This window comes from Vibrio sp. R10-SF1-ISO8 (genome assembly GCF_059833805.1).
The window spans coordinates 508,635-532,345 of record NZ_JCBDHL010000019.1 but is presented as its reverse complement, the minus strand read 5'-3'; the positions used below and the strand labels follow the sequence as shown (position 1 = coordinate 532,345).

The 23,711-nt window shown below is 44.4% G+C and carries 22 protein-coding genes and 1 pseudogene; 9 read left to right on the top strand and 14 right to left on the bottom strand.

All coding sequences use genetic code 11. The annotated features are described in order from the left end of the window. Window positions 1-154: 154 nt before the first annotated feature. The gene (gene malZ, locus AC6R00_RS17355; RefSeq protein WP_500641342.1) at window positions 155-2,005 is read right to left on the bottom strand and encodes a maltodextrin glucosidase; all 1,851 of its coding nucleotides are present in this window, start codon (window positions 2,003-2,005) and stop codon (window positions 155-157) included. 1 nt (window position 2,006) lies between these two features. Beyond that, window positions 2,007-3,797 carry an alpha-amylase family glycosyl hydrolase gene (locus AC6R00_RS17350; RefSeq protein ID WP_500641341.1) on the bottom strand — a complete coding sequence of 597 codons (1,791 nt, stop codon included), beginning with the start codon at window positions 3,795-3,797 and terminating at the stop codon, window positions 2,007-2,009. A gap of 267 nt (window positions 3,798-4,064) precedes the next feature. On the opposite strand from AC6R00_RS17350, the gene AC6R00_RS17345 reads away from it, so the two are divergent. Then, window positions 4,065-5,498 (top strand): serine hydrolase domain-containing protein, encoded by a 1,434-nt coding sequence (locus AC6R00_RS17345; protein WP_500641340.1) that lies wholly within the window; start codon window positions 4,065-4,067, stop codon window positions 5,496-5,498. Window positions 5,499-5,708: 210 nt separating this feature from the next. Then, complete coding sequence (locus tag AC6R00_RS17340; protein ID WP_004749433.1) at window positions 5,709-5,903, top strand: hypothetical protein; 195 nt, start codon at window positions 5,709-5,711, stop codon at window positions 5,901-5,903. Window positions 5,904-5,951: 48 nt separating this feature from the next. On the opposite strand, the gene dgcA is transcribed toward AC6R00_RS17340, so the two are convergent. The 3 genes from dgcA to AC6R00_RS17325 all read right to left on the bottom strand — a co-directional run bounded on the left by dgcA (window position 5,952) and on the right by AC6R00_RS17325 (window position 8,899). Continuing rightward, window positions 5,952-6,920 carry an N-acetyl-D-Glu racemase DgcA gene (gene dgcA / locus AC6R00_RS17335; RefSeq protein ID WP_500641339.1) on the bottom strand — a complete coding sequence of 323 codons (969 nt, stop codon included), beginning with the start codon at window positions 6,918-6,920 and terminating at the stop codon, window positions 5,952-5,954. Between the two features lie 11 nt (window positions 6,921-6,931). Then, window positions 6,932-7,936, bottom strand: coding sequence for an N-acetyltransferase DgcN (dgcN, locus tag AC6R00_RS17330; protein ID WP_500641338.1), 1,005 nt, complete (start codon window positions 7,934-7,936; stop codon window positions 6,932-6,934). 96 nt (window positions 7,937-8,032) lie between these two features. Beyond that, window positions 8,033-8,899: a LysR family transcriptional regulator gene (locus AC6R00_RS17325; protein WP_500641337.1), complete on the bottom strand. Its 867-nt coding sequence runs from the start codon at window positions 8,897-8,899 to the stop codon at window positions 8,033-8,035. A gap of 166 nt (window positions 8,900-9,065) precedes the next feature. Between AC6R00_RS17325 and yegD the strand changes: the two genes are divergently transcribed. Both yegD and AC6R00_RS17315 read left to right on the top strand, forming a co-directional pair. Beyond that, window positions 9,066-10,418: a molecular chaperone gene (yegD, locus tag AC6R00_RS17320; RefSeq protein ID WP_500641336.1), complete on the top strand. Its 1,353-nt coding sequence runs from the start codon at window positions 9,066-9,068 to the stop codon at window positions 10,416-10,418. Between the two features lie 222 nt (window positions 10,419-10,640). After that, window positions 10,641-12,551 carry a methyl-accepting chemotaxis protein gene (locus AC6R00_RS17315; RefSeq protein ID WP_500641335.1) on the top strand — a complete coding sequence of 637 codons (1,911 nt, stop codon included), beginning with the start codon at window positions 10,641-10,643 and terminating at the stop codon, window positions 12,549-12,551. A gap of 54 nt (window positions 12,552-12,605) precedes the next feature. On the opposite strand, the gene AC6R00_RS17310 is transcribed toward AC6R00_RS17315, so the two are convergent. Next, complete coding sequence (locus AC6R00_RS17310; RefSeq protein ID WP_500641334.1) at window positions 12,606-13,250, bottom strand: helix-turn-helix domain-containing protein; 645 nt, start codon at window positions 13,248-13,250, stop codon at window positions 12,606-12,608. 347 nt (window positions 13,251-13,597) lie between these two features. On the opposite strand from AC6R00_RS17310, the gene AC6R00_RS17305 reads away from it, so the two are divergent. Beyond that, the gene (locus AC6R00_RS17305) at window positions 13,598-14,509 is read left to right on the top strand and encodes a cation efflux transmembrane domain-containing protein (RefSeq protein ID WP_500641333.1); all 912 of its coding nucleotides are present in this window, start codon (window positions 13,598-13,600) and stop codon (window positions 14,507-14,509) included. 201 nt (window positions 14,510-14,710) lie between these two features. On the opposite strand, the gene AC6R00_RS17300 is transcribed toward AC6R00_RS17305, so the two are convergent. After that, window positions 14,711-15,916: an MFS transporter gene (locus AC6R00_RS17300; protein WP_500641332.1), complete on the bottom strand. Its 1,206-nt coding sequence runs from the start codon at window positions 15,914-15,916 to the stop codon at window positions 14,711-14,713. Between the two features lie 96 nt (window positions 15,917-16,012). Here AC6R00_RS17300 and soxR point away from each other — a divergent pair, with 96 nt between their 5' ends. Next, window positions 16,013-16,477, top strand: a complete 465-nt coding sequence (soxR, locus tag AC6R00_RS17295) for a redox-sensitive transcriptional activator SoxR (RefSeq protein ID WP_500641331.1) — start codon at window positions 16,013-16,015, stop codon at window positions 16,475-16,477. On the opposite strand, the gene AC6R00_RS17290 is transcribed toward soxR, so the two are convergent. Further along, window positions 16,451-17,326, bottom strand: a complete 876-nt coding sequence (locus AC6R00_RS17290; protein ID WP_049845980.1) for an AEC family transporter — start codon at window positions 17,324-17,326, stop codon at window positions 16,451-16,453. The genes soxR and AC6R00_RS17290 overlap by 27 nt on opposite strands. Window positions 17,327-17,520: 194 nt before the next feature. Between AC6R00_RS17290 and AC6R00_RS17285 the strand changes: the two genes are divergently transcribed. Further along, window positions 17,521-18,021: a fasciclin domain-containing protein gene (locus AC6R00_RS17285; protein ID WP_500641330.1), complete on the top strand. Its 501-nt coding sequence runs from the start codon at window positions 17,521-17,523 to the stop codon at window positions 18,019-18,021. 85 nt (window positions 18,022-18,106) lie between these two features. After that, entirely contained in the window at window positions 18,107-18,799 is a 693-nt protein-coding gene (locus AC6R00_RS17280; protein WP_500641329.1) for a flavin reductase family protein, read from the top strand. A gap of 38 nt (window positions 18,800-18,837) precedes the next feature. Here AC6R00_RS17280 and AC6R00_RS17275 read toward each other — a convergent pair whose 3' ends face one another. Beyond that, a complete protein-coding gene (locus tag AC6R00_RS17275; protein WP_500641328.1) occupies window positions 18,838-19,317 on the bottom strand; it encodes a peptide-methionine (S)-S-oxide reductase in 480 nt (159 codons plus the stop codon). Between the two features lie 285 nt (window positions 19,318-19,602). On the opposite strand from AC6R00_RS17275, the gene AC6R00_RS17270 reads away from it, so the two are divergent. Next, window positions 19,603-20,253 (top strand): Qnr family pentapeptide repeat protein, encoded by a 651-nt coding sequence (locus tag AC6R00_RS17270; protein WP_500641327.1) that lies wholly within the window; start codon window positions 19,603-19,605, stop codon window positions 20,251-20,253. 69 nt (window positions 20,254-20,322) lie between these two features. Here the strand turns inward: AC6R00_RS17270 and AC6R00_RS17265 are convergent, their stop codons facing one another. From AC6R00_RS17265 to AC6R00_RS17245, 5 genes and pseudogenes are all read right to left on the bottom strand, one after another. Further along, on the bottom strand, window positions 20,323-21,126 hold the full coding sequence (locus tag AC6R00_RS17265; RefSeq protein WP_500641326.1) for a nickel/cobalt transporter: 804 nt from the start codon (window positions 21,124-21,126) through the stop codon (window positions 20,323-20,325). Then, a complete protein-coding gene (locus AC6R00_RS17260) occupies window positions 21,119-21,730 on the bottom strand; it encodes a DUF1007 family protein (RefSeq protein WP_500641325.1) in 612 nt (203 codons plus the stop codon). The genes AC6R00_RS17265 and AC6R00_RS17260 overlap by 8 nt, the downstream gene beginning before the upstream one ends. Before the next feature lie 55 nt (window positions 21,731-21,785). Beyond that, window positions 21,786-22,658, bottom strand: a complete 873-nt coding sequence (locus AC6R00_RS17255; RefSeq protein ID WP_500641324.1) for a zinc ABC transporter substrate-binding protein — start codon at window positions 22,656-22,658, stop codon at window positions 21,786-21,788. A gap of 220 nt (window positions 22,659-22,878) precedes the next feature. Further along, a pseudogene (locus AC6R00_RS17250) lies at window positions 22,879-22,968 on the bottom strand (type IV pilin protein); the annotation flags it as partial. A gap of 70 nt (window positions 22,969-23,038) precedes the next feature. After that, on the bottom strand, window positions 23,039-23,674 hold the full coding sequence (locus AC6R00_RS17245) for a thioredoxin domain-containing protein (RefSeq protein WP_500641323.1): 636 nt from the start codon (window positions 23,672-23,674) through the stop codon (window positions 23,039-23,041). Window positions 23,675-23,711: the final 37 nt, after the last annotated feature.

The window sequence follows — 23,711 nt, the reverse complement described above, 5'->3', positions numbered from 1 at the left end:
ACCTCTCATCGAGTTAATGAGAAAATAGATTATCGAAAGTAATGTATAGAAAAAAGCTATATCAAACGGTAAAGGTGTGCTTGTGTTCAAAGAAAACGGCGCATCATAGAAAATGCGCCGTTGGTTTTATCCTTGATAGTGTGAAGTTAGGAGCTTAGTTCTCTTTTAACAGCAGCAGTGCCGAGCGAGGTGGCATTGAAAGGTTCAATAGCCCGTTAGAGGCGTAAGATACCTCGCCACATAGTTGTCCATTGAAAGTGCCTGAGTGAATATCAGCCCGCCAGACAGGCAGTTTGCGGTGGACTGTTTTCTCGCTTAAGTTGAAGGCACAAAGCATGGTATTGCCGTCTAGTTTACGTGCGAAAACAAAGCAGTCATCATCGTGATGGACGGGAATATAATCACCTTTTTGGAGGGCAGGGTTGGCTTTTCTTAGAGCAATCAACTGTGTAAACCAGTCAAGGTACTCAGAGTTATCCTTCTGTTCCCAAGGCATTGTGCGGCGATTGTCAGGGTCATGGCTCCCCATCATACCAAGCTCAGTACCATAGTAGATGCATGGCGTACCGACGTAACTAAACAGCAGCACACTTGCTAGCTTAAATAGGCGAGGGTCATGTTTAACGAGTTCAAAGAAGCGCGCCGTGTCATGGCTATCTAGCTGGTTTAACTGGGCTAGTTGGTTTTGCCAAGGTAGTTTAGCTCGCGCTTCGGCTTGCCAGTCTATAAACTCCCCGATATTGATATCGATAGGGTCAAAGGCAATATCGAGTTTGGCTAACAAGGCTCTTACAGGATGGGCAAAGCCGTAGTAGTTCATCGCGCCATCTTCTTGATCGCCTTGCAACCACTGTGTCGCTTCAAAGAAGTGCTCTCCCAGTACATAGCAATCTGGATTCACTTGCTTGGCTGAATCTCTGAATGCTTTGACATAGTGGGCATTATTTGTTGCGCCTTCGCCTTCACCAAGCATATGAATGACATCAAAGCGCCACGCATCGATTTGATAGGGCGGCTTTAACCAGTGCTTGATGACCGCTTCTTCGCTGGCGTAGATATAGTCTTTCACTTGCTGGTTTTCAAAGTTCAGCACGGGGAGTGATTGAATTCCCTTCCAGCCAACGTAGTCTTGGCTATCACCATTAAAGAAATAGTAATCTCGATACGGAGAATCCGGTGATTGATAGGCACCAAGGCTATCCTGTAACCCTTGTAAATTAAACCACGGATGTTCTGTTGACGTATGGTTAAACACCGCATCGAGCATGATTCTCATCTCTCTATCACGCAGTTGCTGGCAAAGGCTGGCAAAGTGCTCATTGCTGCTTAAATGTGGGTCAACTTGCAGGTAATCAGAGGTATCGTATTTGTGGTTACTTGGCGCGGTGAAAATTGGGTTTAAGTAGAGCGCAGTAACCCCTAGATTTTGCAAATAATCGAGCTTACTTTCAACGCCGTATAAGTCTCCACCGTAGAACTCGCAACCCGCGTTTCCGCCTTTGGTATCTACGGGTTCACCCCATTGCTTAGTCACGACCGGTTTTGTCCCGCCAGAGACTAAGTATTCTCCCTCTTTAACGCTGATTTCAGGTTTGCCATTGCAAAAACGGTCAGGGAAGATCTGATAGAAAACCTGCTCTTGCACCCAATTCGGCGGTTGATGTTGTGCATTGTATTTAAAGTGAGTCTCTTTTGGTGAAACTCGCTTTGAGACTCCCTTAGCATCAAGCCAGTACTGCCCACTCTCAGTCAAAAGCTTGAAAGTGTAGTGCGAGACATCTCGGTCATTGTTGAGAGGGAAACTCGCTTGCCAGTAAGTTAAGTGTTCTGTGGTTTTACTCAACGTCATCTCAACCAGATACTCTTCATTATCTGGCTCATGGCGTAGCAAGACTTTGGTAAAGTTGACGGCTTTCTCGGTGGCTAGTGTGACGGTGAGTTTATTGTCTTCGCGTGATAGCCAGTCGCTAGATTGTCCGTGATAGATAAATGGTAGTGACTTCATCTTAACCTCTCAACTGCTTGAGATTATCTAAACATAGGAAATGGGTTGCCAATGGAGCAAGATCTATTTCGATGCTTGCGCCGTTTTGGTCTACCTTGAGTCGATACGTTTGCTGATTGAGTTTATCAACGAGAGGATATTGCCCATCGCTTAATTGCCACAGCTCCACAAGGTTATTTGGGATAATAAGCTCGAGTTGCTTCGATTGCTTGTTACTAAAATTGGTGGCGATGATGATGGCTTGCTCATCATCGGAGCGAGCAAACGCATACAGTTTATCCTGCATTTCCGCGAAGTTATCAAAATTGGCGGCGTATAAGTCATGGTAATCGCCACACAGTGCTGAATGGTTTAACGTTAGGTTAAGCAGTGTGCTGTAAAAGTTTCTAAGCTCGAGTTCTGATGGTGAAAGAAGGCCGCCATCAAAACGCCCTTCATTCATCCAGCGCTGGTGGGCAGGGACACCAATATAGTCAAAAATTGAAGTTCGTGATGGTTGACCAAACCCTGCCATTTCAGCGCCTGCTTCACCAACCTCTTGACCAAAATAAATCATGGTCGGTGAGGTAGATAAACACGCTGACACCAGCATGGCAGGTTTGCCTTTCGCGCCACTGCCTGCAAACTCAGGTGAAGCCACGCGCTGCTCGTCGTGGTTATCAAGGAAGTGCAGCATATGGTGCTCAATATCGCGCAGCTCATGCTGTATACGTCCAATCTCTTTGGTCGAGCCCTTGTCCTGAATCACCTCTTTGAGTGAATCATAAAGATCGACTTTGTCGTATAAATAGTCCATCTTGCCCAGCTGAATATAGTCGCGATACAAGTCCGGTTGATAAACCTCCGCCATGAGGAAAGCATCTGGATTAACGTGTTTAATCGACGAGTTCATAAAACTCCAAAACTCGACAGGCACCATTTCTGCCATATCGTAACGGAAACCATCGACGCCTTGTTCAAGCCAATACAGTGCGATATCGCGGAACTTAATCCAAGAGTCGGGCACTTGCTTGTCTGACCAAAACTCTAGGTGTTCGTTAGCTGATTTAAAGCGATAGTCTTCAGGTAGTGTTGCAAAGTCTTTGCTGCCGTCGGGTTTTACCCCATAGTTAACTTTGACCGTTTCATACCAATCATCATGATTAGGTTTAGCAAGGCGCGAACCATTGCCTGTCCACTTTGCGGGAAACTCATAATACGGATCGACAAGATCTGGATGTTTTTCACCACCAAGTGGCGGCTCCTCAAGCAGAGTATCAGGCAACTCAAACGCTTGATTGGGGATATAGTAAAAGTTGTTATCTTTGGCGTAAGCAAGGCTAGTGTCATCATGAGCACCAAAGTCGCTGATGCCTTTTGGGTTGTTCAGCCCCTTGTAAACGCGCGCAACATGGTTGGGTACGATGTCGATGATGACCTTCATGCCCGCGTTATGCGTTCTTTCAATCAGCGCTGCAAACTCTTGGTTGCGCTCGCTAGGGTTGTCGGCCAAATCGGGATTGACCGAATAGTAATCTTTTACCGCGTAAGGTGAACCAGCACGCCCTTTGACCACGCTTGGGTGATCATTGCTAATACCTATCTCACTGTAGTCACCAATAACAGCATGATGCGGAACCCCCGTGTACCAGACATGTGTGATGCCAAGCTTTTTAATTTCGAACAGCGCCTTATCAGTAAAATCGCTGAATTTCCCGACACCGTTTTGTTCAATCGTTCCCCATGGGATATTGGTTTGATTGGTGTTGCCAAATAGCCGAGTGAAGACTTGATAAATATTGTGTTTTTTCATTGTGTAGGGTAGCCAATTGTTGTTTTGTCAAAGGCTAAAACAAGCGAGGGAGAGCCAACTCATCCCTTTTAAAACTATAGGGGGCGTAGAAAAGGAAAGTGTGATTTTCGTTAAACATTTTCGCCTGAATTCTAGCAACCTTCCACCAATATAAAGTTTGGTATTGATAAGATTTATTGCGTTTGCTCTCGCATATTTGCTTAGTAAATGGTTGTATTAAAATAGAATTATTTAGAATGGGAATGAGAAAACTAATCAGGAGTCAGGATGATGATAACAGCTAAACGATGGCGGATTCACAAAGCCTTTTCTGTAGTTACTTGTGCGGCTTTACTTTTATCCCATGCGCAAGCAGATACGCTCACAGCGCATCATGGAATGTATGAAGCGGGAAAATCTGAAGCGCAAAATATGTTCTTTTATGAACAAAACGGTAACCAATATCTATACAGCGCATGGGGCGTCGTCCCGATAGAGGTTAACGATAAAGGGGAGTTTCGTGCGCTAGACACAAATGTTCCTTTATCAGGCTCTTTTTATCACCAAAAAGATGGGGTGTACCAATCCGGAAGATTCCAATACAGCGAATTTAAAAGCTTGTTTGGACGTGCCGATGTCAATAGTCATGAACTCAACGTTCCTATGTTATTCGATGACTACTGGTGGAGTAAGTTGAGCAACGAAACTAGTTGTGAAAATCAACAATGGCAAACCGACAGCAATATCAGCTATGACCAAAGTGTTATAAAATCGCTTGTTGAACTGAGCCAGCAACCAGACTCCCTTTATTCGAACACAGACAGCCTACTGATCGCTAAGGATGGCAAACTGGTTATTGAAGAATACTTCGGTGGTTGGCAAGCGGAGTTTCCTCATACCATACAATCAATCAGTAAAAGTTTAACCTCCCTCGCGGCTGGTTCTGCAATAAAACAAGAGCTGGTCGAAGGCTATCAAACAAAAATAGCAGACCTTATGCCGGCTTATGCCAAGTTTCTTCAACAGGACAAATCCGAGCTGACTTTACATCACTTTTTGTCAATGGGGGCCGGCCTCAACTGGGATGAGTGGAGTATTCCTTATGGCAATCCAAACAATGTTCGCTCAATTGAAATGGCAAAAAACGATCCTGTCGAGTTTATTTTGGATCGTGAGCTTGCCGTACAACCTGGCAGTATGTTTGAGTACAACGGTGGTCTAGTGACTGTTGTTGGAGAGATTGTCGCCCAACAGAGCGGAAAGAAAAACTTCGCAGACTATTGGCGCTCTAGCCCTCTTAATATGCTTTGTTTTCAAAACGCTTACATGTCAATGCAGGCTGGTGGTGTGAGTAATGCCGCTGGTGGTGGTTATATGCGACCACGAGACATGTTAAAAGTCGGTCAACTGGTTGCACAAGATGGAGTATGGCAAGGCGAACGAATTTTGCCTGAAGGTTGGATTGAGCGCTCGACACAAAAGTATTTAAAAACACGTGATAGAGGCGTTAGTTACGGGTATTACTGGTGGTTAAGTGACGCTGAAGTAGATGGGAAAACCTACTCTGTTACTTATGGCTTGGGATATGGTGGACAAATCGTCGCTGTGGTGGACGAACTCGACTTAGTTGTGGCGAGAACGGCGTGGCAAATGAATGGACCGACACCGTATCAAGAAATAATGGAGGACTATATTATTCCTGCATTCACTTCAGTTAAATAAGTTAATAAATTTACGGTAAAATTGGTAAAGGCTCACATATTCACTAATTGGGTGAGCCTTTAATTGTTATCCATACTGATTAATTTCTCTTTAATATCAGCTGTTAACAAAGAGTTTCGTGGTGTTTTCTGGTACGAAAGTTCACTTTGACACTTGGAGGAGATTTCCTAAGCTTTATTTGAGTAAAACGTCAGAGGAAAGGAGAACACAATGGCGAAATTCCAACAGGACATCCCTAATCGCGTCACCGTATATCATGATGATATTGACCAAGAAAAAGCGCTAAAGAACGCGATGCTTCCTGAAAAACCAAGATACTTTAACGGCTCACCCACCTACGAAGCATCAAGCGTTGATGAATTCAAAACCAAGCTCAGTCAAATTGGCATGTCACTAGACGTGTAGCAATAAGTAGAACCACCAAGGCAGCCGACTTGGCTGCCTTTTTGCTTGCTAAGATAAGTGCAATTTACCATCGCTATATTTCAACCCATTCACTACATCTTTCCCTAACAAAACAGGGCCATCTAGGTCGACGATTTCTGCACGAGTCGCGATTGGCAATGCCGCTTTCATGGCTAAGGAAGTGCCTAACATACAGCCAACCATGATACCAAAGCCAAGCGAACGTGCTTGAGCTTCAAGTGCAAACGCTTCGGTGAGCCCGCCAGTTTTATCCAGTTTGATGTTGACCATTTCATAACAGCCCTTTAGTGAAGAGAGGTCTTGTTTGGTATGACAGCTCTCGTCAGCGCAAAGCGGTATTGGATGAGCAATGCCTTGCAATAACTCATCTTGACCCGCAGGAACAGGTTGCTCAATCATGGCGATATCATAGTGAGCGAGACGATGAAACAGAGACTCCAACTCCATATCGTGCCAAGCTTCATTGGCATCAAGAAGGATTTTGCAATTTGGCGCGGCTTGCCTTACCGCTGCTACCCTGTGTTCTATGTCTGACTCATCAAGTTTAACCTTGAGTAAGGTCGCCCCTTGTTCAACATACTGCCGAGCTTGTTCTCCCATGGCTTCTGCACTGCCTATAGATACCGTCATTGCTGTTGTGATATGGGGCTTAACGTCGAAGTAAGGTGCGGGAAAGCCGAGTTCGTCCATATCGCTTATTAGTGCCCACAATGCGCAGTCCAGAGCATTACGAGCTGCACCAGCAGGAAAGTTTTGCAATTGCAGCTTGGCTTGTACTGGGGTTAAGTGCTTCAGATTCACTTGCCAAGTTTCGATTTGCTCTAGGACGGATTCAACACTTTCCTCATAACGTGGGTAAGGAGTACATTCACCGACGCCTTGCCAGTTGCCCAAACCAATCGTCACTCTGACGACGTTACAGTGAGTCCGGGCACCACGAGAGATAACAAACGGAGTGGCAAGCTTAATTGAGTGAGCTTTGGCTTCAATGCGCATCTTAGCCACCTTTAAAGCTGAGCAATATGTTGAGCAATAGAATCAATACCAAAGCGAACCGGGTCTGTCACAGGTACCTTGAATTGCTCTTGCCAATCGGCGCATAAAGCGCGAGCATCCTCTTCACTGATTGCAGAAGTGTTTAAGCTTATGCCGGCAATCTGAACATTGGCATTAGTGAGCTTAGCAGCGGCTAAGTTAGCTGACAGTGTCTCCTCGATTGAAGGGACAGGGCAATGAGGCAGATGGCGAATATGCGGGCGACCGATTTCGTGACAAAGCACCAAAGCATCAGCCTGAGCGCCATGAAGTAACCCCAAACTGACACCTGCAAAAGAAGGATTAAATAGCGAACCTTGGCCTTCGATAATATCCCACTTGTGGTCTGTAAAGTCAGGACTAATCGCTTCTACTGCACCAGAAATAAAATCTGCTACTACGGCATCGACTGAAATGCCTGAGCCTTCAATCAAAATGCCAGTTTGCCCAGTGGCTTTAAAGTGTGCATCTACCGAGTGTTTTTTGAGAGCACTTTCAAGTGCTAGGGCAGTAAACATTTTGCCAACAGAGCAATCGGTGCCCACGGTTAAAAGGCGCTTACCGAGGCGTTTCTTACCATTTCCGATGGCGAGTGATTGGTCAAAGTGGCGTACATCGTGAAGTTGGCATTTGCCTTTCTCTTCAAGCAATTTTAACTGAGGAATATCGGACAGGCGGCTATGCATTCCGGACGCAATGTTGAAGCCCATTTCAGCAGCCTGAATTAGCGTCTGTTGCCAACTCTCAGGGATAACGCCACCGGCATTGGCTGTGCCTATAACAAGGGTTTTGACGCCTTGCTCTTTTGCTTGTTGCAACGATAACTCTGGTAAATCTAATGACACGGCTTCTTCGCTTAGTCTCAGTTGCCCTTTACAGGTTTCAGGGCGCCACAAGGCAATGCCGCGGGCTGTTTTAGCTGCGATTGGATCAGTGACATCGCCAAGAAAAAGAAGGTAAGGTTGAGCAATTGACATAAGCATCCCTGTTATTGATTGTTTGCAATAACAAGACTTTATCTAGGCGTAGAGTCCGTTTCGAATGCTTATCTATTTGTTGTATATAACGTTAGGTTATAGGTTGGAGTCAAGCTGTTCCACAAACCACTTGGCCGCGATCGATAATGGGTAGTGTTCTGCATGAAGTAGAGAAACGGAGAATCTAATGGCAGGTTCGAGCTGAGCGGTTTGCACCTTGTTCTGATAATGCTGCGCTGTCCATGGGTCCACGACCGCGTTACAGTTTCCATACGTGACAAGTTCTGCAGCTGCGCTGTAGCTTCTTACTGAGATCTTAGAGTGATAGCTGGCGTCTACCGCATGAATAGCTTGGTGAAGTCGCAACCCTAATGGATCGCGAGTATCTAGCCCAACTAAGGGGTATTCATTCTCTATAAGTTCTGAAAGTGAATAGCTAGCTTGAGTAGTACTCTTCAGTGGCGTTAATACCGTCATCTCTTGGCCTAGCAGTTCGCGTCTCACGATTGCTGGTGGCGTTTCGTCACCAAAACCAATCGCCAGATCCACCTCATTTTTGATCAAAGCATCACATAACTCGTCTCGGTTTCCGGTAGAAATTTCAACGGTATAATCGGTTTCGCGGCAAATTTTATCTACTATGGGCGCAAGTAAGATGGTCGCAAGAATAGGCGGAGCGCCAATCGTCAGGTGTTTTTCTCCTGCTTTTATCTTGTTAGTCAGGTTTCTAAACTGTCCAAGTTGTTGATAAACCTTTTCAGCTTCAGGTAACAGTAAATTCGCTTCTCTAGTTGGGATTAAACGTCCTTTAACACGCTCAAATAGCGCGAAACCTAATTGCTGTTCGGTGTGAGACAAAACGCGGGTAACATTCGGTTGGGAAACAAAAAGCTGTTTTGCCGCGCCTGAAACAGTACCTGTTTTCATTACTGCATAAAACACTTCAAGCTGTCTTAAATTCACCGCCGACGATCCCTTCGCTCATTTGTCCTTCAATCACTTTAAATGAATTTAGGTATTTAAAAAAGAAGCCTTTTTCGCTATTGACCTGTCTACCAGTGTAGGTTTTACTATCCGGCTCGCCAAAATAAGGCTAAAGATTTCGATACAGTGAAGAGGTATAGCCACTATGTCTATTGGATTTGATTATGGAACCGCGAATTGCTCAGTTGCAACGCTAGTCGATGGACAGGTGAAACAGATTCCTTTGGTGGGAGAAGATTACTATATTCCTTCGACCCTTTGTGCTCCAATGTCAGAAGTGGTGTCAGAATACCTATTTAGAATCCTCGGCATTAAGCCTTCTGACGCGGCCGGAGAGCAGATGCTTCGTCGTGCGATTAAACTCAACGCAGAAGAAGGCCTCGATGTCCGCAGTGATGACGTCAAGTTTGGTCATGAGGCGCTTAATCTTTATCTCGAAGACCCACAAGATGTCTATTACGTTAAATCTCCAAAATCGTTTCTAGGCGCAATGGGACTGCGCGATATGCAGCTATCGTTTTTTGAGGATCTGGTGTGTGCCATGATGGCGAACATTCGTCAGCGAACAGAATCAGCTCTAGAGCAAGAGGTGACTCAAACCGTGATTGGTCGCCCGGTGAACTTTCTTGGTCGAGGTGGCGAAGAGTCTAACATTCAAGCCGAAGGTATCTTGCGTCGCGCCGCTTTAAGGGCGGGATTTAAAAACGTTGAATTTCAGTTTGAACCCGTTGCCGCTGGGTTGGACTATGAAGCATCATTGGATCAGGACAAAAATGTCTTGGTCGTGGATATTGGTGGTGGTACCACAGACTGCTCGTTTTTACGCATGGGGCCAACATGGGCTGGAAAGCGAGAACGTAGGGATTCACTCCTAGCCCACTCGGGTCAAATGGTGGGTGGCAACGATCTCGATATCTTTACCGCATTTAAGCAGTTTATGCCTGAGTTTGGGATGGGGACGCAAAATCTAGCTGGTTTAGAAGTGCCGACAACCCAGTTTTGGAATCCTATTGCCATTAATGACGTCCAAGCGCAGCGTAAGTTCTATGGTCACGACAATCGCAAACAGCTGCAACTGCTGATTAAAGAAGCGCAGAACCCAGATAAACTACGCCGACTATTCGAACTATATCAGGGCACACTGGGATATGCCGTCATCAGAGAAGCCGAGCAGACCAAAATTGCTTTGGGCGAAGACGACAGCTACCAAGCGCAAATTCAGTTGATCAACGAGTTGGTCTCTATCCCTGTTTTAAAATCGGATATGGAAGAGGCAATTTCAGTCCCGACAGAGAAGATTAAAGCACTAGTTAAAGAAGCAATAAACCAGAGCGGGATTGAGCCAGATGTCGTTTATATGACAGGGGGCTCTGCACGTTCACCAATATTAAGAGGGGCGGTGAGCGCGATACTGCCGACCACGCCAATCGTGAGTGGTAATTACTTTGGTTCGGTCACCGCTGGATTAGCTCGCTGGTCTGACACTATTTATTCCTAACGTTAGTCGTCCCACTTTTGGGACATCAACAAGCTAAATCACATTTTACTTACTGATATTAATCACATTAATGATTTATCTATCATTAATGTGATTATTGCATTTCAAATCTGGATTTTTGTCATATAACAGCCACACTTTAATAATAATTTTAATAATTAACTAAAGTTGACGTACTTCAAGTCGCTTAATAACTAATTGACTAAAAAAGGGTTGTTTGTAATGAGGAATTTAGGGTTTAGAAAACTACTTCTTATCTCCATTATTGCTCTGGTTGTTTTTTCGGTCTCTGTGTCTAGCTATGTTGCTTATATTGACCAGAAAGAAACGTTGGTAGAGGTTATTACCAATAGCAACCAAGAGTATGTAGAGAGTCAGGCAGAGCAAATCGCCAGTAAACTCAATGAGAAAGTGGCAGGTTTAGATAAGCTTGGCAAACAGTTCGAAAGTGAGCCTATTACCGGAACTGAACAAGATTTCATTCAATTGACCCACCTGATTGCAGGCGGGATGAATCTGAATAGTTCGGTTGTCGGGTTTACCAATGGTGATGCGTATTGGAACCAAACCGCAAAGACTTGGCCAAATCACAAATACGATGGGGATGTTACAACACGAAGTTGGTATCAGCTCGGTCGGCAAAGTACCACTGCGGCTATGACTGAACCATACCTAGACAGTGATGGTGACACTTATTGGGTATCCATTGTTCGTAAGACATTTAGCGGCATGATTTCTGCCGATATGCAGCTCGGGTTTCTCAACGAAATCGTCAAAAACGCGAACGAGATACCTGGCGCGATAGCGATGATTATTAACCACGATAAAACCATTCTTGCATCATCATTCGAAGAGGTAAAAGCTGGCGAAAAATCCGATAAATACCCTTGGCTTAGTGACGTTGCAAAGCAATCACTTGGCGTCAGTGAGTCGGTATTTGATGGACTCATGGGAGATAAAGAGAAGTTATTTTTCTCGCATCAAATCAACATAGCGGGTAAGAGTTGGTATTTTGTTGTTGGTCTAGAAAAGGACATTGTGTTTGCTGATCTCGCTTCGGCGAAGACATCTGCCATCACCACTGCGCTAGTTGCCACGGTGATCAGTGTGGTTCTGGCACTACTAATCATGAATGTGTTATACCGACCAATACTGGTACTGAAAGAAACCATTGCTGGTTTGAGTCAAGGTAACGGTGACCTAACCCAACGTATTGAGGTGAAAACCAATGATGACCTTGGGCAGATATCTGGAGGGGTCAATGCGTTTATCACCAACCTGCAGAACATGATGCTTGAGATCAGGGAAGTCACTGATCACTTGAATGAAAACGTCGATCGAATGAAAGATCAAAGTCAGCGTAACAGCGTTATTCTTCAAAACCATGTTCAAGAAACAGAGCAGGTTGTCACTGCGATAGAAGAAATGAACTCAACCGCAGAATCTATGGCGACGGATGCAGCGAATACCGCTCAGCTGACTCATAAAGCGAGCGAGGCGAGCGCAACTTCGAAGAGTACAGTGACACAGGCGCAAAATAACGTTCAGGAACTGGTCGATGATGTCAGTACAGCATCTGATAATGTTAATAACATGGCGTCAGAGACGGATGGTATCAACACTATTTTGGGCGTTATCGGTGATATCGCAGAGCAAACCAATTTACTAGCCCTAAATGCGGCAATTGAAGCGGCGCGTGCAGGTGAACAAGGTCGAGGTTTTGCGGTTGTTGCCGATGAGGTACGTAACCTTGCAAGCAGAACGAAAACCAGCACCGAAGAAATCGAGGCAGCGCTTGCAAGTTTGCTACGTGGTAGCCAATCTGTTGTGGATTCGATGGACTCTACGAAGCAGAAATGTGCGCAAACCGCGGACGGTGCCGGCGAAGTAGCAGAAAGCCTAGATGTGATGACAGAGTTTGTTACCAACATCAATGATCTGAGCACTCAGATTGCGACAGCGGCGGAAGAGCAAAGTAGCGTGACTCAGGAGTTGAGCCGTAATATGTCGGCGATTAATGACATAGTTGGTGAGTTGGACAGCAATGGTCAACAAGCTCTTGAGGAAGCTCAGAATATCTCTGACATGAACCAGAAATTAACCGGAATCGTGGGTCGATTCAAACTTGACTAATATAAAACAAAAAGAGGCACCGATGGGTGCCTCTTCTACTATCTGGATAATGGATTAGCTGCGACGAGCCCAAACGCCCCAGCGAACAATGCCAATTACTTCAATTTCAGATTCATCAATGGTGTTGATCGGGTTGCGATCGGTATCTTCACCATACCAAACGTGAACTTTGTCAGCGATTTTAACCAATGTGAAAAAGTCAGGAGTCGGGTTATTACCAATACGAGCGAGAACAATATCATCGTTCGCCCACTCTTTATCTTTGGTAATAAGTGCGTAGCAACTCCAAGTTCTTGAAATTACGCCAGCGACAGGGTAAACCACACCAAAGCAATCGGCATATTCTTTGGCCACAGGCATAGTGTCTATCGCAATGGCATCGCCGGTTGTCAGTTGTTGATGAACGTCAGTGCGCTTATAGATGTTAACGGTTGCGGCTTCAGAGTCAGACAGTAGGTTAATGGTCTCTTTATCTGTTGACTTGTCACCAATACCAAAGCAAAGCCAATGTGGCTCGACATCAAGAAAGCGAGCAATATCAGAAAGCTCCTCTAAGCTTGGATAAGTACGGTTGCTTGATTTTGAAAGGTAGCGACCGATGGTTGCTTTACCTTTGCCAATACCTTGTGCCAATGACGCGTTGTTCTCTCCACGCTCTTTTAAAAGCGCTATGATTCTATCTTGATAATTGTCTTGCATTGGTGAAAACCTTAACGGGTAAGTATTCTTCTCAAATATGAAACTACAAGAAAATATATGCTGTTTTTAAACACCTTGCAAGTTGCTATCTCTCATATTCCATTGGGTTGTTTCTGATTTGGGCGTAAATTCATCAATATTTTATATTGATTTCAAAAATGATTTATAACGACACTGATAAATATGTCGTTATTGAATCACGATGACTGAGCGAGCGCTTCATTCATAATCTAGACTTCGCAATCTGAGTATGGCGTGAATAAATTGCTTGGTGATTACCTCGCTATTACAATGTCACGTTTCGACGCCAACGGATTAAGCTATCCGATACTGCAAAGGATATTTTAATGAAAGATCAAATTGCCCCAATAGAGAAGCGAGCACTAAAGCTAGGAATAGCGGCTAACTTAGTGATGGCGTTCTCTGGTTGGGCTGCCTACAACTTGTCGGGCTCAGAGGCTTTGCTCCTTGATGGCAACATGTCTTTTATTCTCTTTCTGACGGCTATAGTGGCACTCAAAATCGCTCAGATAAAATCGCTGCGCAGCGAAACCTATCCTTTTGGTTTATACGTGACCGAGGCGCTATACAGCTTGATGAAAGGTTTATTGCTATTAGGTGTTGTTATATCTGCGATAGTGAGTAACGGTTCTAAAATTGTCAGTTACTTGAATGGTGCGCATTTAGCGACAATTAAAACCGGTGTGATTGTTTACTATGCCATTGCTATGGTCTTGATCTGTTGGGGGTTATCCGCTTTCTACTATTTCCAGAATAAAAAGATTGCCAATAGCAGCTCGATGCTCAAGGTCGATCAAAGATCTTCTTTTATTGATGGGGTGCTGTCCGCTTCGACTGGCGCTATTTTGGTTGTTATTGGTTACGTTCAAGTAGGCAGCCAACTTGATTTCCTGCTGTATATTGGCGATGCACTGTTAGTGTTAATTTTGGCACTACTGATGATAGGTCAGCCGATAGGCATAATTCGAGAGGCTTTTGTCGAGCTAGCAGGAGGTAAATTACAAAACGAACAGCAACATCAAGAGATCTCTGATTTAGTGACGGAACACTTTGCCAAGCAGGAAATAGAAAGACTCAATATTAGTAAAACCGGATCGAGCTATTTGGTCGTAATTGGTGTCTCATTGCAGCAGCTTCAACAACAAGACAATACTGTTTGGCGTGAACAAAAAGGTCAACTGACCAAAGTGCTAGCCAGTAAGTACCCCTTTGTGGATGTTGAAGTGGTCGTTGTTTAATACCAACCGGAACAAATATCTGGTCACCCCTGCTGGCTGAAATCGCTGATAGCATCGTTATAGCTATCTTTTCAAAGAATGGTGTAGGTAGAACAAGTAGCTAGCTGCAATCTATGCCTTGCTTTAAGCGATTTTTTCTGTGCAATTATCTGATCATCTATTTATCCCTATTGGTATAACGACAACTCGACACGGAAAAGTTTAAGATGCCAGCAACGGCTTTAATGCGTTTTTTTGATTTAATCTGATCATCGCAGCGACTGCGACAAACATAACGGTGGCGGCGAGCATAAAGCCATATTGAGTTGCGTCATTGTGAGCCAAAGCCGCGATGGCAACATAACTGATGCTTTGAACTGAGGTTGAGAACATTGCCAGCCCCCCATCCACTCGCCCACGTTGATTGACCTCAACGGTATGGTGCATCCAATTAGTACGTGCAATGCGATTTAATGCGTTAAAGAAGCCAAAAAACAGAGTGAACAGTAATATATAACCTGGATGTTGCGAAAAACTCATTCCAACTAGAGTGAATACGACCACGGCCATGGAATACTGCATGGTTGTTTGATGTGAGGTCAATGACAGCAATTTGCTCAGTAGCACACCTGTTAGCAGTGAGCCTAAGCCAAAGGTGATGTTGTATCCTGCATACCAATCACCTGAAACACCGTTCTCCGCAAACCAAATCGGAACCAATTTGCCTAAAAAGGTCAGTATCGGATAGGAAAGGCAAGAAAGCATAACGAAGGCGTAAAAGTGAGGTTCTCTTGCGAAAATGCTTTTGCTCTCTTTCATCTGTTCAATAAAGGGCACGTTGTGAGTACTACGTAACTTTCTTCGGTAGGGTGTCACCATATAGCTAAGCGCAGCGATGCCGGAGGCGCTAGCCGCAAAAGTAGCAAACTGCAACATTCCCCACTCTTGAAGTAATATGACTCCCAATGCGCCTGCACCGAGCGTCGTGCCTTGCATAACGATCTCTTGCTTGCCTGAAATAGAGGCGTATTCGTGCAGATCGTAGTTTTCTTGAGTAAACGCATTATTGGTTGTCCAAGCTAAATTGCTCGTTACCCAGAAGACAAGTTGTGCTGCGGCAAGTAACCAATGTGACCCATCATGCAACCAGTACGCAACGAAAACAGTTATAGCCGTAGTTGACTGAATTAATTGGACTAAAACCAAGAGTGATTTGCGCGAATGTCTGTCGATCAAAGTAGAGAAAAAAGGGGTTAAGACAAACGAGGTTGCGGTGCAGGCGAGTGCGATAAGGGCGACGAAGGTGCCCATGTTGTCCGACTCAAGCATGATCCAAGGCAGAGCCATCATAAACAAGCCTGACGAAATGCCATCAAAAAAGCGCCCGGAAAGATAAGGCAAGGTTCTGCTTTTTGCGAGTAGGTTCATTGAATTTTCCTTATGTATATTCACTAACTTGGGTTACTCTAAAACCTCAAGCTAACTTGAGGTAAAGAACTTTATTCAATTAATTTGGAGGCTTATATGGAAATGAGCGTAGGGGAAGTAGCAAAGCGTGCCGGAGTTAAAGTCTCGGCACTTCACTTCTATGAGCAAAAAGGTTTGATCCACAGTTGGCGAAATCAAGGCAATCAACGGCGTTATCACCGGAGTGTTCTGAGAAGAATTGCGGTGATTAAAGCTGCGCAGGAAGTTGGTTTAACGCTAGAGGAAATTGTCCAATCTCTTGACCAGTTGCCTAAGCATCAAGCGCCAAATAGGGAGCAATGGGATCGCATGGCTTCGGGGTGGAAAGAGATGCTTGAACACAGAATTTTGCAGTTAAAAGCACTTCAAGACGATCTCGGTGGCTGTATTGGTTGTGGCTGCCTTTCTATGGAATCTTGCGCCATCTACAATCCTCAAGACATTCGTGCTGAAACATTTAAAGGCAAAACCTTGCTGACCAACCCTGAAGAGTGGTCACAAGGAGAGAGCGAACCCGAGTAACAAGGGCAGAGTTAAAATACTAAAGAAATTGCCAAATAAAACCATTGAAGCCACCTTGGTGGGCTCTATATGAAAGCGCTCAGCGAACAAGTAGTTCATTACCGCAGGTGGCAGCATGGTGAAAAGTACCATCATTTGTAACTGCATCGTTGGTAGTGGAATAAAGAAGTAAATAACCGCGAAAGCAATCGCGCCAGTAAACAATGATTGTAGTGTGCATAGAATACCAACTTTCAGACCACTGAGTCTCATATTGCACATTTGAGCCCCTAAGGAGAGCAGCATAACTGGAACAGCAGCTTGACCGAGTAATGAAGTTGCTTCATACAGTGGAGACCAAACTCCAATGCCAGCTAAGTTTAGGATCAGCGCTGCGCTTGCCGCAAGAAAGATCGGCATCTTGATGATCTGCTTGAACGGATTCCCTTCACTGAGTAAAGCCAAGCCAAGGCTAATGTGGATACAGGCTGAAACCACAAACAGTAATACAGCGGAAGCGAGAGCAGTGTCGCCAAAGGTGTAAGTAAAAAGTGGAATCGCCAAGTTACCGCTATTGCGAAACATATGCGGTGGAGCCCAAGCTTTATATTTAAGTTTAGACAATTTGCACACTGGAATCATCACCAACCCCGGGAGCAATACCGCGACGAGAGATGCAGTTAGCAAAGGCACTTGCTGTGTATCCAGCGGCATTGCAACCAGTGAAGAAAAGACTAGGGCAGGGGTAAATGCATCCATGTTAATGCGGTTGATCGGCTTGAAGTCGGGTTTTAACCAACGTCCAACCGAGTAACCCACTGCTACCAATGCAAATACTGGAAAAAGTATCCCTACGACTTGTTGAAACATGTCCTGCCCTGAACCGTTTAAATCCTAGTCGCCAAAGTAACTGATTTTTAGACGATTAAACAGAGTAAGTTGGAAGTAATTAGACAAGAGCACATTGCTTAAATGATCGATTTTTCTTAGTGCTGCGTAACAGGTTTCCAGAGCAGGACTGTTGCTCAGTGAGGATCACCCTCCCAATCATTAAGGAAGAAACTATGTTCAAATATTCGCTAATTATTTCGACCGCTCTTATCGCTCTGTTTGCATTTGTGCTCCCTGCTCAGGCGCATGAACACGGTATGAAGAAAGCCGATATCGTTGATGTAGCGGTTGAAAACGGTTCATTTAACACATTGGTGGCTGCTGTTAAGGCCGCAGACCTTGTCCCAGTCCTCAAAGGCAAAGGGCCTTTCACTGTGTTTGCTCCAACGGACGAGGCGTTTGCCAAACTTCCCGAAGGGACAGTTGAGTCACTGCTAAAACCGGAGAATAAAGACAAACTCGTCGCGGTACTTACCTATCACGTGTTGTCAGGAAAAGTTATGGCAGCCGATGTCGTCACTCTTGAAAAGGCAATGACGGTGCAAGGGCAAGATATTAAGATCAAAACTATGAACAACAAGGTGATGGTTGATAATGCCAATGTTGTTGTGACCGACGTGGAAGCGAGTAATGGGGTGATTCATGTCATTGACCATGTGATTTTGCCCAAGTAACGCTGAACACCTAAACGTAAAAGGCAAAGCAATCAACGCTTTGTCTTATTCTTTTGTAAGACCGAACGAAGGTACTGTGATACATATGAGAGAAGAGCTACATATTAGTCGCAAGCAGTTTTCCTTAATGGAAGATAGATACCGAGCGAAGTTAGTCAACAGTTTAACTGGATTCAAAAGTGCAAACCTGATTGGCACTATTGATGATATGGGAAACAAAAACTTGGCAATTGTTAGCTCCGTATTTCACATTGGCTCCAACCCACCTTTGATGGGGTTTATTAGTCGACCTAATTCGGTTGAGAGACATACGTTGGAAAACATCTTAGCCACCAAAGCTTTTACAATAAACTCAGTAGACGCTGATATTGCAGCCATTGCTCATCAAACCTCTGCTCGTTACGGCAAGCAACAATCCGAATTCGAAGCTGTTGGGCTGACACCATTTATTGAAGATGGGTTTAAAGCCCCTTATGTATTTGAAAGTAGTTTAAAAATAGGTCTTAACTTGCAAGAACACCATGTAATAGAGGCAAATGGCACGGTTCTAGTCGTTGGGGAAATAGAACGATGTAGAATTCCCCAAAATGCGATTCAGGCTGACGGTTATGTAGATGCAGAATCGATGGATATCGTCGCGATTAGTGGTTTAGATAGTTACCATGTTACGCAAAGACTCTATCGACTCGGTTATGCAAAGCCCGATAGAGATCTAACCCCGTTGTCGGTTTCAGGCCAGATAATACAGTGGAGTACTAATAAGGCTGAATTAGACTGAGTGTTGTTCAATGATGGGCGAGTTAAGTGCTCGCCACATTAGGGTTTTCTATATTTTCTAAGAAGAACAATGGGAATATGGCAATAGTCATCGGGAAAGCGCGTTAATCTGTCTTGGTGTTCTTCATCGCTTTTGACGTAATTGGTCAGCGGTTTGACTTCGACGGCAATGCTTTCGCTGTCGGGGCGATTGGCAATATACTGTTTGGCGGCAATCAGATGAGCCTTGTTCCGGCTGTATATACCTGTACGATATTTTTCACCCACGTCTTCCCCTTGCTGATTGACACTGTAAGGGTCAATAATTTCGAAAAGATAATCCATTAACTGTTCGACAGAAACTTTATCGGAATCAAATTGGGTGCGAACGCACTCAGCATAGCCGTCATATTCACTCGAAGTGGTATCATTGGTTCCGTTGGCTCGACCTGCTTCGGTGCCTACTACACCAGGTAAGTGTTTCATAAACTCTTGAACGCCCCATAAGCAGCCTCCAGCAATGTATATTTCTTCTAGCAAAGTATTTATCCACTAACTATTTGCAGCGATCTTATTACAGAATACTTGGCTATTGAAAGTTGAAATTCCCTTTGATTCCCCAAGCCTTGCCTATAGCACTGAGTTGAACGAAATTATTTTTTGCATAAGCTCATCTGGTTAAATTGAAATAGGGGGGCTAGAGGTTCATTTTGATGCCTTAAATTAGCGATTTGAAGGGGTATTAAGTTGATGATTTTAAAAGGTTTGTTTTTGTGGAAAAACAGTAACTTAGAATGTTAGTCTTGCGTTCAACAAGGAGACACTATGATTACAAGCGACGCGATTTTTGAATTTGAAGACTTTAGCCACCAAGACTTACAAAATAGCCTATTTGAGCGATGTCAGTTTATTAAATGCACTTTTGACCGAGCTGATTTAAGAGAAGCTAAGTTTGTCGACTGCCGTTTCATTGAACCCCAAGCCCTAGAAGCATGCAGTTTTCAACATGCCAACCTAAAAGATGCGAGTTTTTCCAACTGCATGCTCGCCATGTGCCAGTTCAATGGAGCAGACTGTTTTGGAATAGAGCTACGTAAATGCGATCTGAAAGGCGCTAATTTTCAACGTGCTAACTTTGCGAACCATATTAGCCATAAAGCCTATTTCTGTTCTGCTTTCATTACGGGGTGTAATCTGATTTACGCCAATTTCGAAAGGGCGTTGCTAGAGAAATGTGAACTGTTTGAGAACCGTTGGAATGGTGCCAACCTATTTGGTGCTAGTTTTCTAGGATCAGATTTATCGAGTGGAGAGTTTAGTTCAGAGCAATGGGGGACGTTCAATATGGAACAGTGTGACTTAACCCATGTGGATCTAGAGGGGCTCAACTTACGCAGAGTTGCTATGACTGGGGTAAAAATCTGCGATTGGCAACAGGCTCAATTGTTAGAGCCATTCGGTCTGATTGTGGTTTAATGCTTATTTAAGCCGCATTTCAAGCGTCCAAAAGGCAGGTGGTAGCACACTTGCCTTTTACCTCGCCGCCTATATCTGAATAAAGGTAGCGTATTGCTCGGTAGTGAGCAGTAAATAGCCAAACAAGGCAACGAATGCGCCACCTACAAACTGAATCGCTTTAAACGAGTGTTTTGAAGGGATAAGTTCAGCGATTGAGTCTTTCCCTTTTACCGCTAGACAGGCTATAGCACTGGTGGTAATTGCGGTGCCAAGAGCCATCATAATCGCACTAATAATACCGACTTCCCGTAACCCCACCATATTCGAAAACAGTAGAATCATGACTGCGCCGGTACAAGGTCTAAGCCCGACAGCAGCAATTATGCCGTAAAGTCCATGTCTATTAATCAGCAGTGGTGTTTTTGAAACAGCTTTTATCATAAGAACTACACCAAGGCAGATAACGCAGAAATAGCTGATACGGATAGCCGACGCAATGGCGTTGTGTACTTCTCGCATGGTGGCCGAGAACATCGCTAACATGAATTCGACGATAACTATCGCTACGCATGCTTGTAGCATTGCTGTTGTAATGGTAATGAAGATCGCCTTGGATACGGTGCCGCGATTGGTGATCAAATAGGAGCTAACAAGCACTTTGCCGTGACCTGCTCCAAGCGAATGTAGCAGGCCGTAGCAGAAGCTGACGCCGATAAACCATAGCAAAGCACCTTGCTTGTTTTCTTCTATGTCGTAGATAAGTTCAGCTAGTTCATGGTTAAGAAGACGTTGGACATGAATCGCTTTGACCATAAGCACTGGCCAGTAGCTAATAACGGTATAGGCCAGTACGACGAGTAAACTAGCGAAAAGAATCTTTTTTTTATTCATTGTAATGACAGTCTATATAAACGGTTTCAGTGAAAAGCTGGCCGAGTGCCTCATCTGGGTCAGCATCTATGGGGAGTGCCATTGCGTAGGCCATCTGCTCGGGTGTTGGATTTGGCTTTTCAAGTCTGATATTGCACGCCATATTGTCACTTAAATGGATCGCAGTTGCGCTATTCCAGCTCATATCTACGTAGTATGTAGGGTCGAAAATGAGCAGCTTGAGGTTATCGCTGTTAAGTGGAACGGGCTTTGCCAGAGGAAGATCAAAACGTAGTGTGGCCTTTCCGCGTTTTAACGTGAGATCAGGGTCAATAGCCTTGCGATATTTGATCGGGTTTTCTTCTTGATAGAAGTAGGTGAAGTAATGGTGACCCAACATGTTTTCAGCAATCGAATTCGCTAAGCGTTTGAGCATAGTAGGATCTGACCTATCTTCTCCACCTAACATATAGGCGGTGGTTATTGCGTCGAACTCCCACACCATATAAAGGCTGGTAATCTCTTGTTCATTACCTTGGATATAGGTGTTCATCTCAATCCAAGAATGAGGGTGAGCGAATGCTTGAGCACAGCAAAACAGCAGGACTAAAGTGGCTTTTTTCATGATTTCTTATTGAATGTCAAAAAGATAAAGGCTGCAAACGCAGCCTTATACCAACTTAACGTTGCTTTAAACAGCTGGTTAAACTGTTCGAGATCGACTTCAAGAATGTAAAGTAGCTACCTTTCTCGACATCAATGTCAGTGCCTAATGGATCAAGAGAGCCAATCTTCGCGTTTGTACCGCGAACCGTGGACTCAATAACCGCAGGGGTGAACTGAGGCTCAGTGAAGACACATTGAACATTCTTTTCGTTGATGGTGTTACGAATCTTGTTAAGTTTTTTCGCGCCAGGCTTACGCTCTGGATCAACAGTAAAATGGCCAAGCTTCTTCGTTTTGAAGTAATCTTCAAAGTAGCCATACGCGTCGTGAAATACGTAGTAGCCATCATTTTTGAATGGCTTCAACTCAAAATTAATTGCCGCAGCAGTGACTTTTAGGTTGTATTGGAACTTATCAAAATTCTGCTGGTAGGAGGCGGTTTGTTCAGGATTAATTGCAATCAGGCGTTGCGTAATTAAGCGAGCCACTTCAATCGACTGGCATGGACCAAGCCAAATGTGCGGATCATAAGTGCTATTGTGGTGACCACAGCCACATTTCTTGCCGAACTTTCTTAGCTCAATCGACTCTTGTTCTTGTAGCGTTAAAGCATGGTCAATTTCTGCCATTGGCTTAACAAGAAAGCTTTCTAAATCTTGTCCGAACCAAACGACTAAATCACTCTGTTTAAGGCGGATAAGATCAGAAGGTTTAAGAGCATAATCGTGAGGTGAAGCATTCGCATTTAATAGCGTGCTGGTGGTATCGCCTTCAACGATGATCTCGTGAGCGATCATCTCGATGGGTTTTATTGTTGCAAGTACAGTGACTGCTTGGGCTTGCATTGATGCTACCAATAGGGCAGCGGCTGCTATACGTTTTATCATTGTGTTTTTATTCGATAAAAAAAGGCGGCACGATGCCGCCAAATAGGGGATTAAAGGCTTATCCAGCGGCTTTGAGTTGCTAGGTGTGCAAACAGGCTTTGATTAAGCTGGTAAGTAGAGAAGTTCTGAACATTGGTGCCGATAACTGTAAACATGGTTTCCTCGGTTGTGATAATGGATAACAAAAGACAAGCATTGCTGAGGATTAATAACCTTCCATATATTTCGGTAGGGCTGCTGCCGCTAAAATCCCTAATACGGCCACAACGACAACGAGTTCAATAAGAGTAAAGCCTCTTGCCTGTTTCATTTGCTTTTCTCCGATTAGTATTGGATAGGATCAGCCTAGCTGTTTGGCTACTCCATAGACTCTGATTTGATTAAGATTGAACGCCGCTTAGTTCAATAAGTAGCTGTTCTAATTCAGATAGGCTCTTTAGTGAACCTAGGTTTATGCGCTTATTGCCGTTAACGACAATCGTTGGGGTTGCGTTGATGTAGTATTGCTTGGTCAGCTGATCGAAATTTTCGATATCTTTACGGACATCTTCACAACCACTACGGAAATCTGTCGCGTCACCGCCGCAGCGCTCAATAAGGTCTGCCAAGTCTTCACGGCTTCTTGGCGCAGTGCTTGGACGCATATGAATGCTAGAAATCAACTCGCTGACGTAGTTATCACCAATGTTTTGGTGATTTGCCGTTGCGATGCTTGCCTGAATATCTTTACCTAGTGGACCAAAATCGACCGGAACATCGACAAAGGCAATACCAGCGCGCTCTGCCATAGTACGTAGTGGGGTATGAACAATGGCACATGGGCGACAGAACGGAGTGTAGAACACCTTAACTTGTGGCTCACTGGTCGTTTGTTTGTCGAGAGTGACATAATGAACATTCTCTTCAAAATTGCCCGCGTGCGCTTTTGAAGTGTGTTTTACTACAACGGCAAAGATAACCACAACGCAAAGTAAGTAAAATTGGGCAGTGTTTTTAACTTGCTTACTGAATTTCATAAATGACCTTTAAGGTAACAAAAAAGGCCCGTAGGCC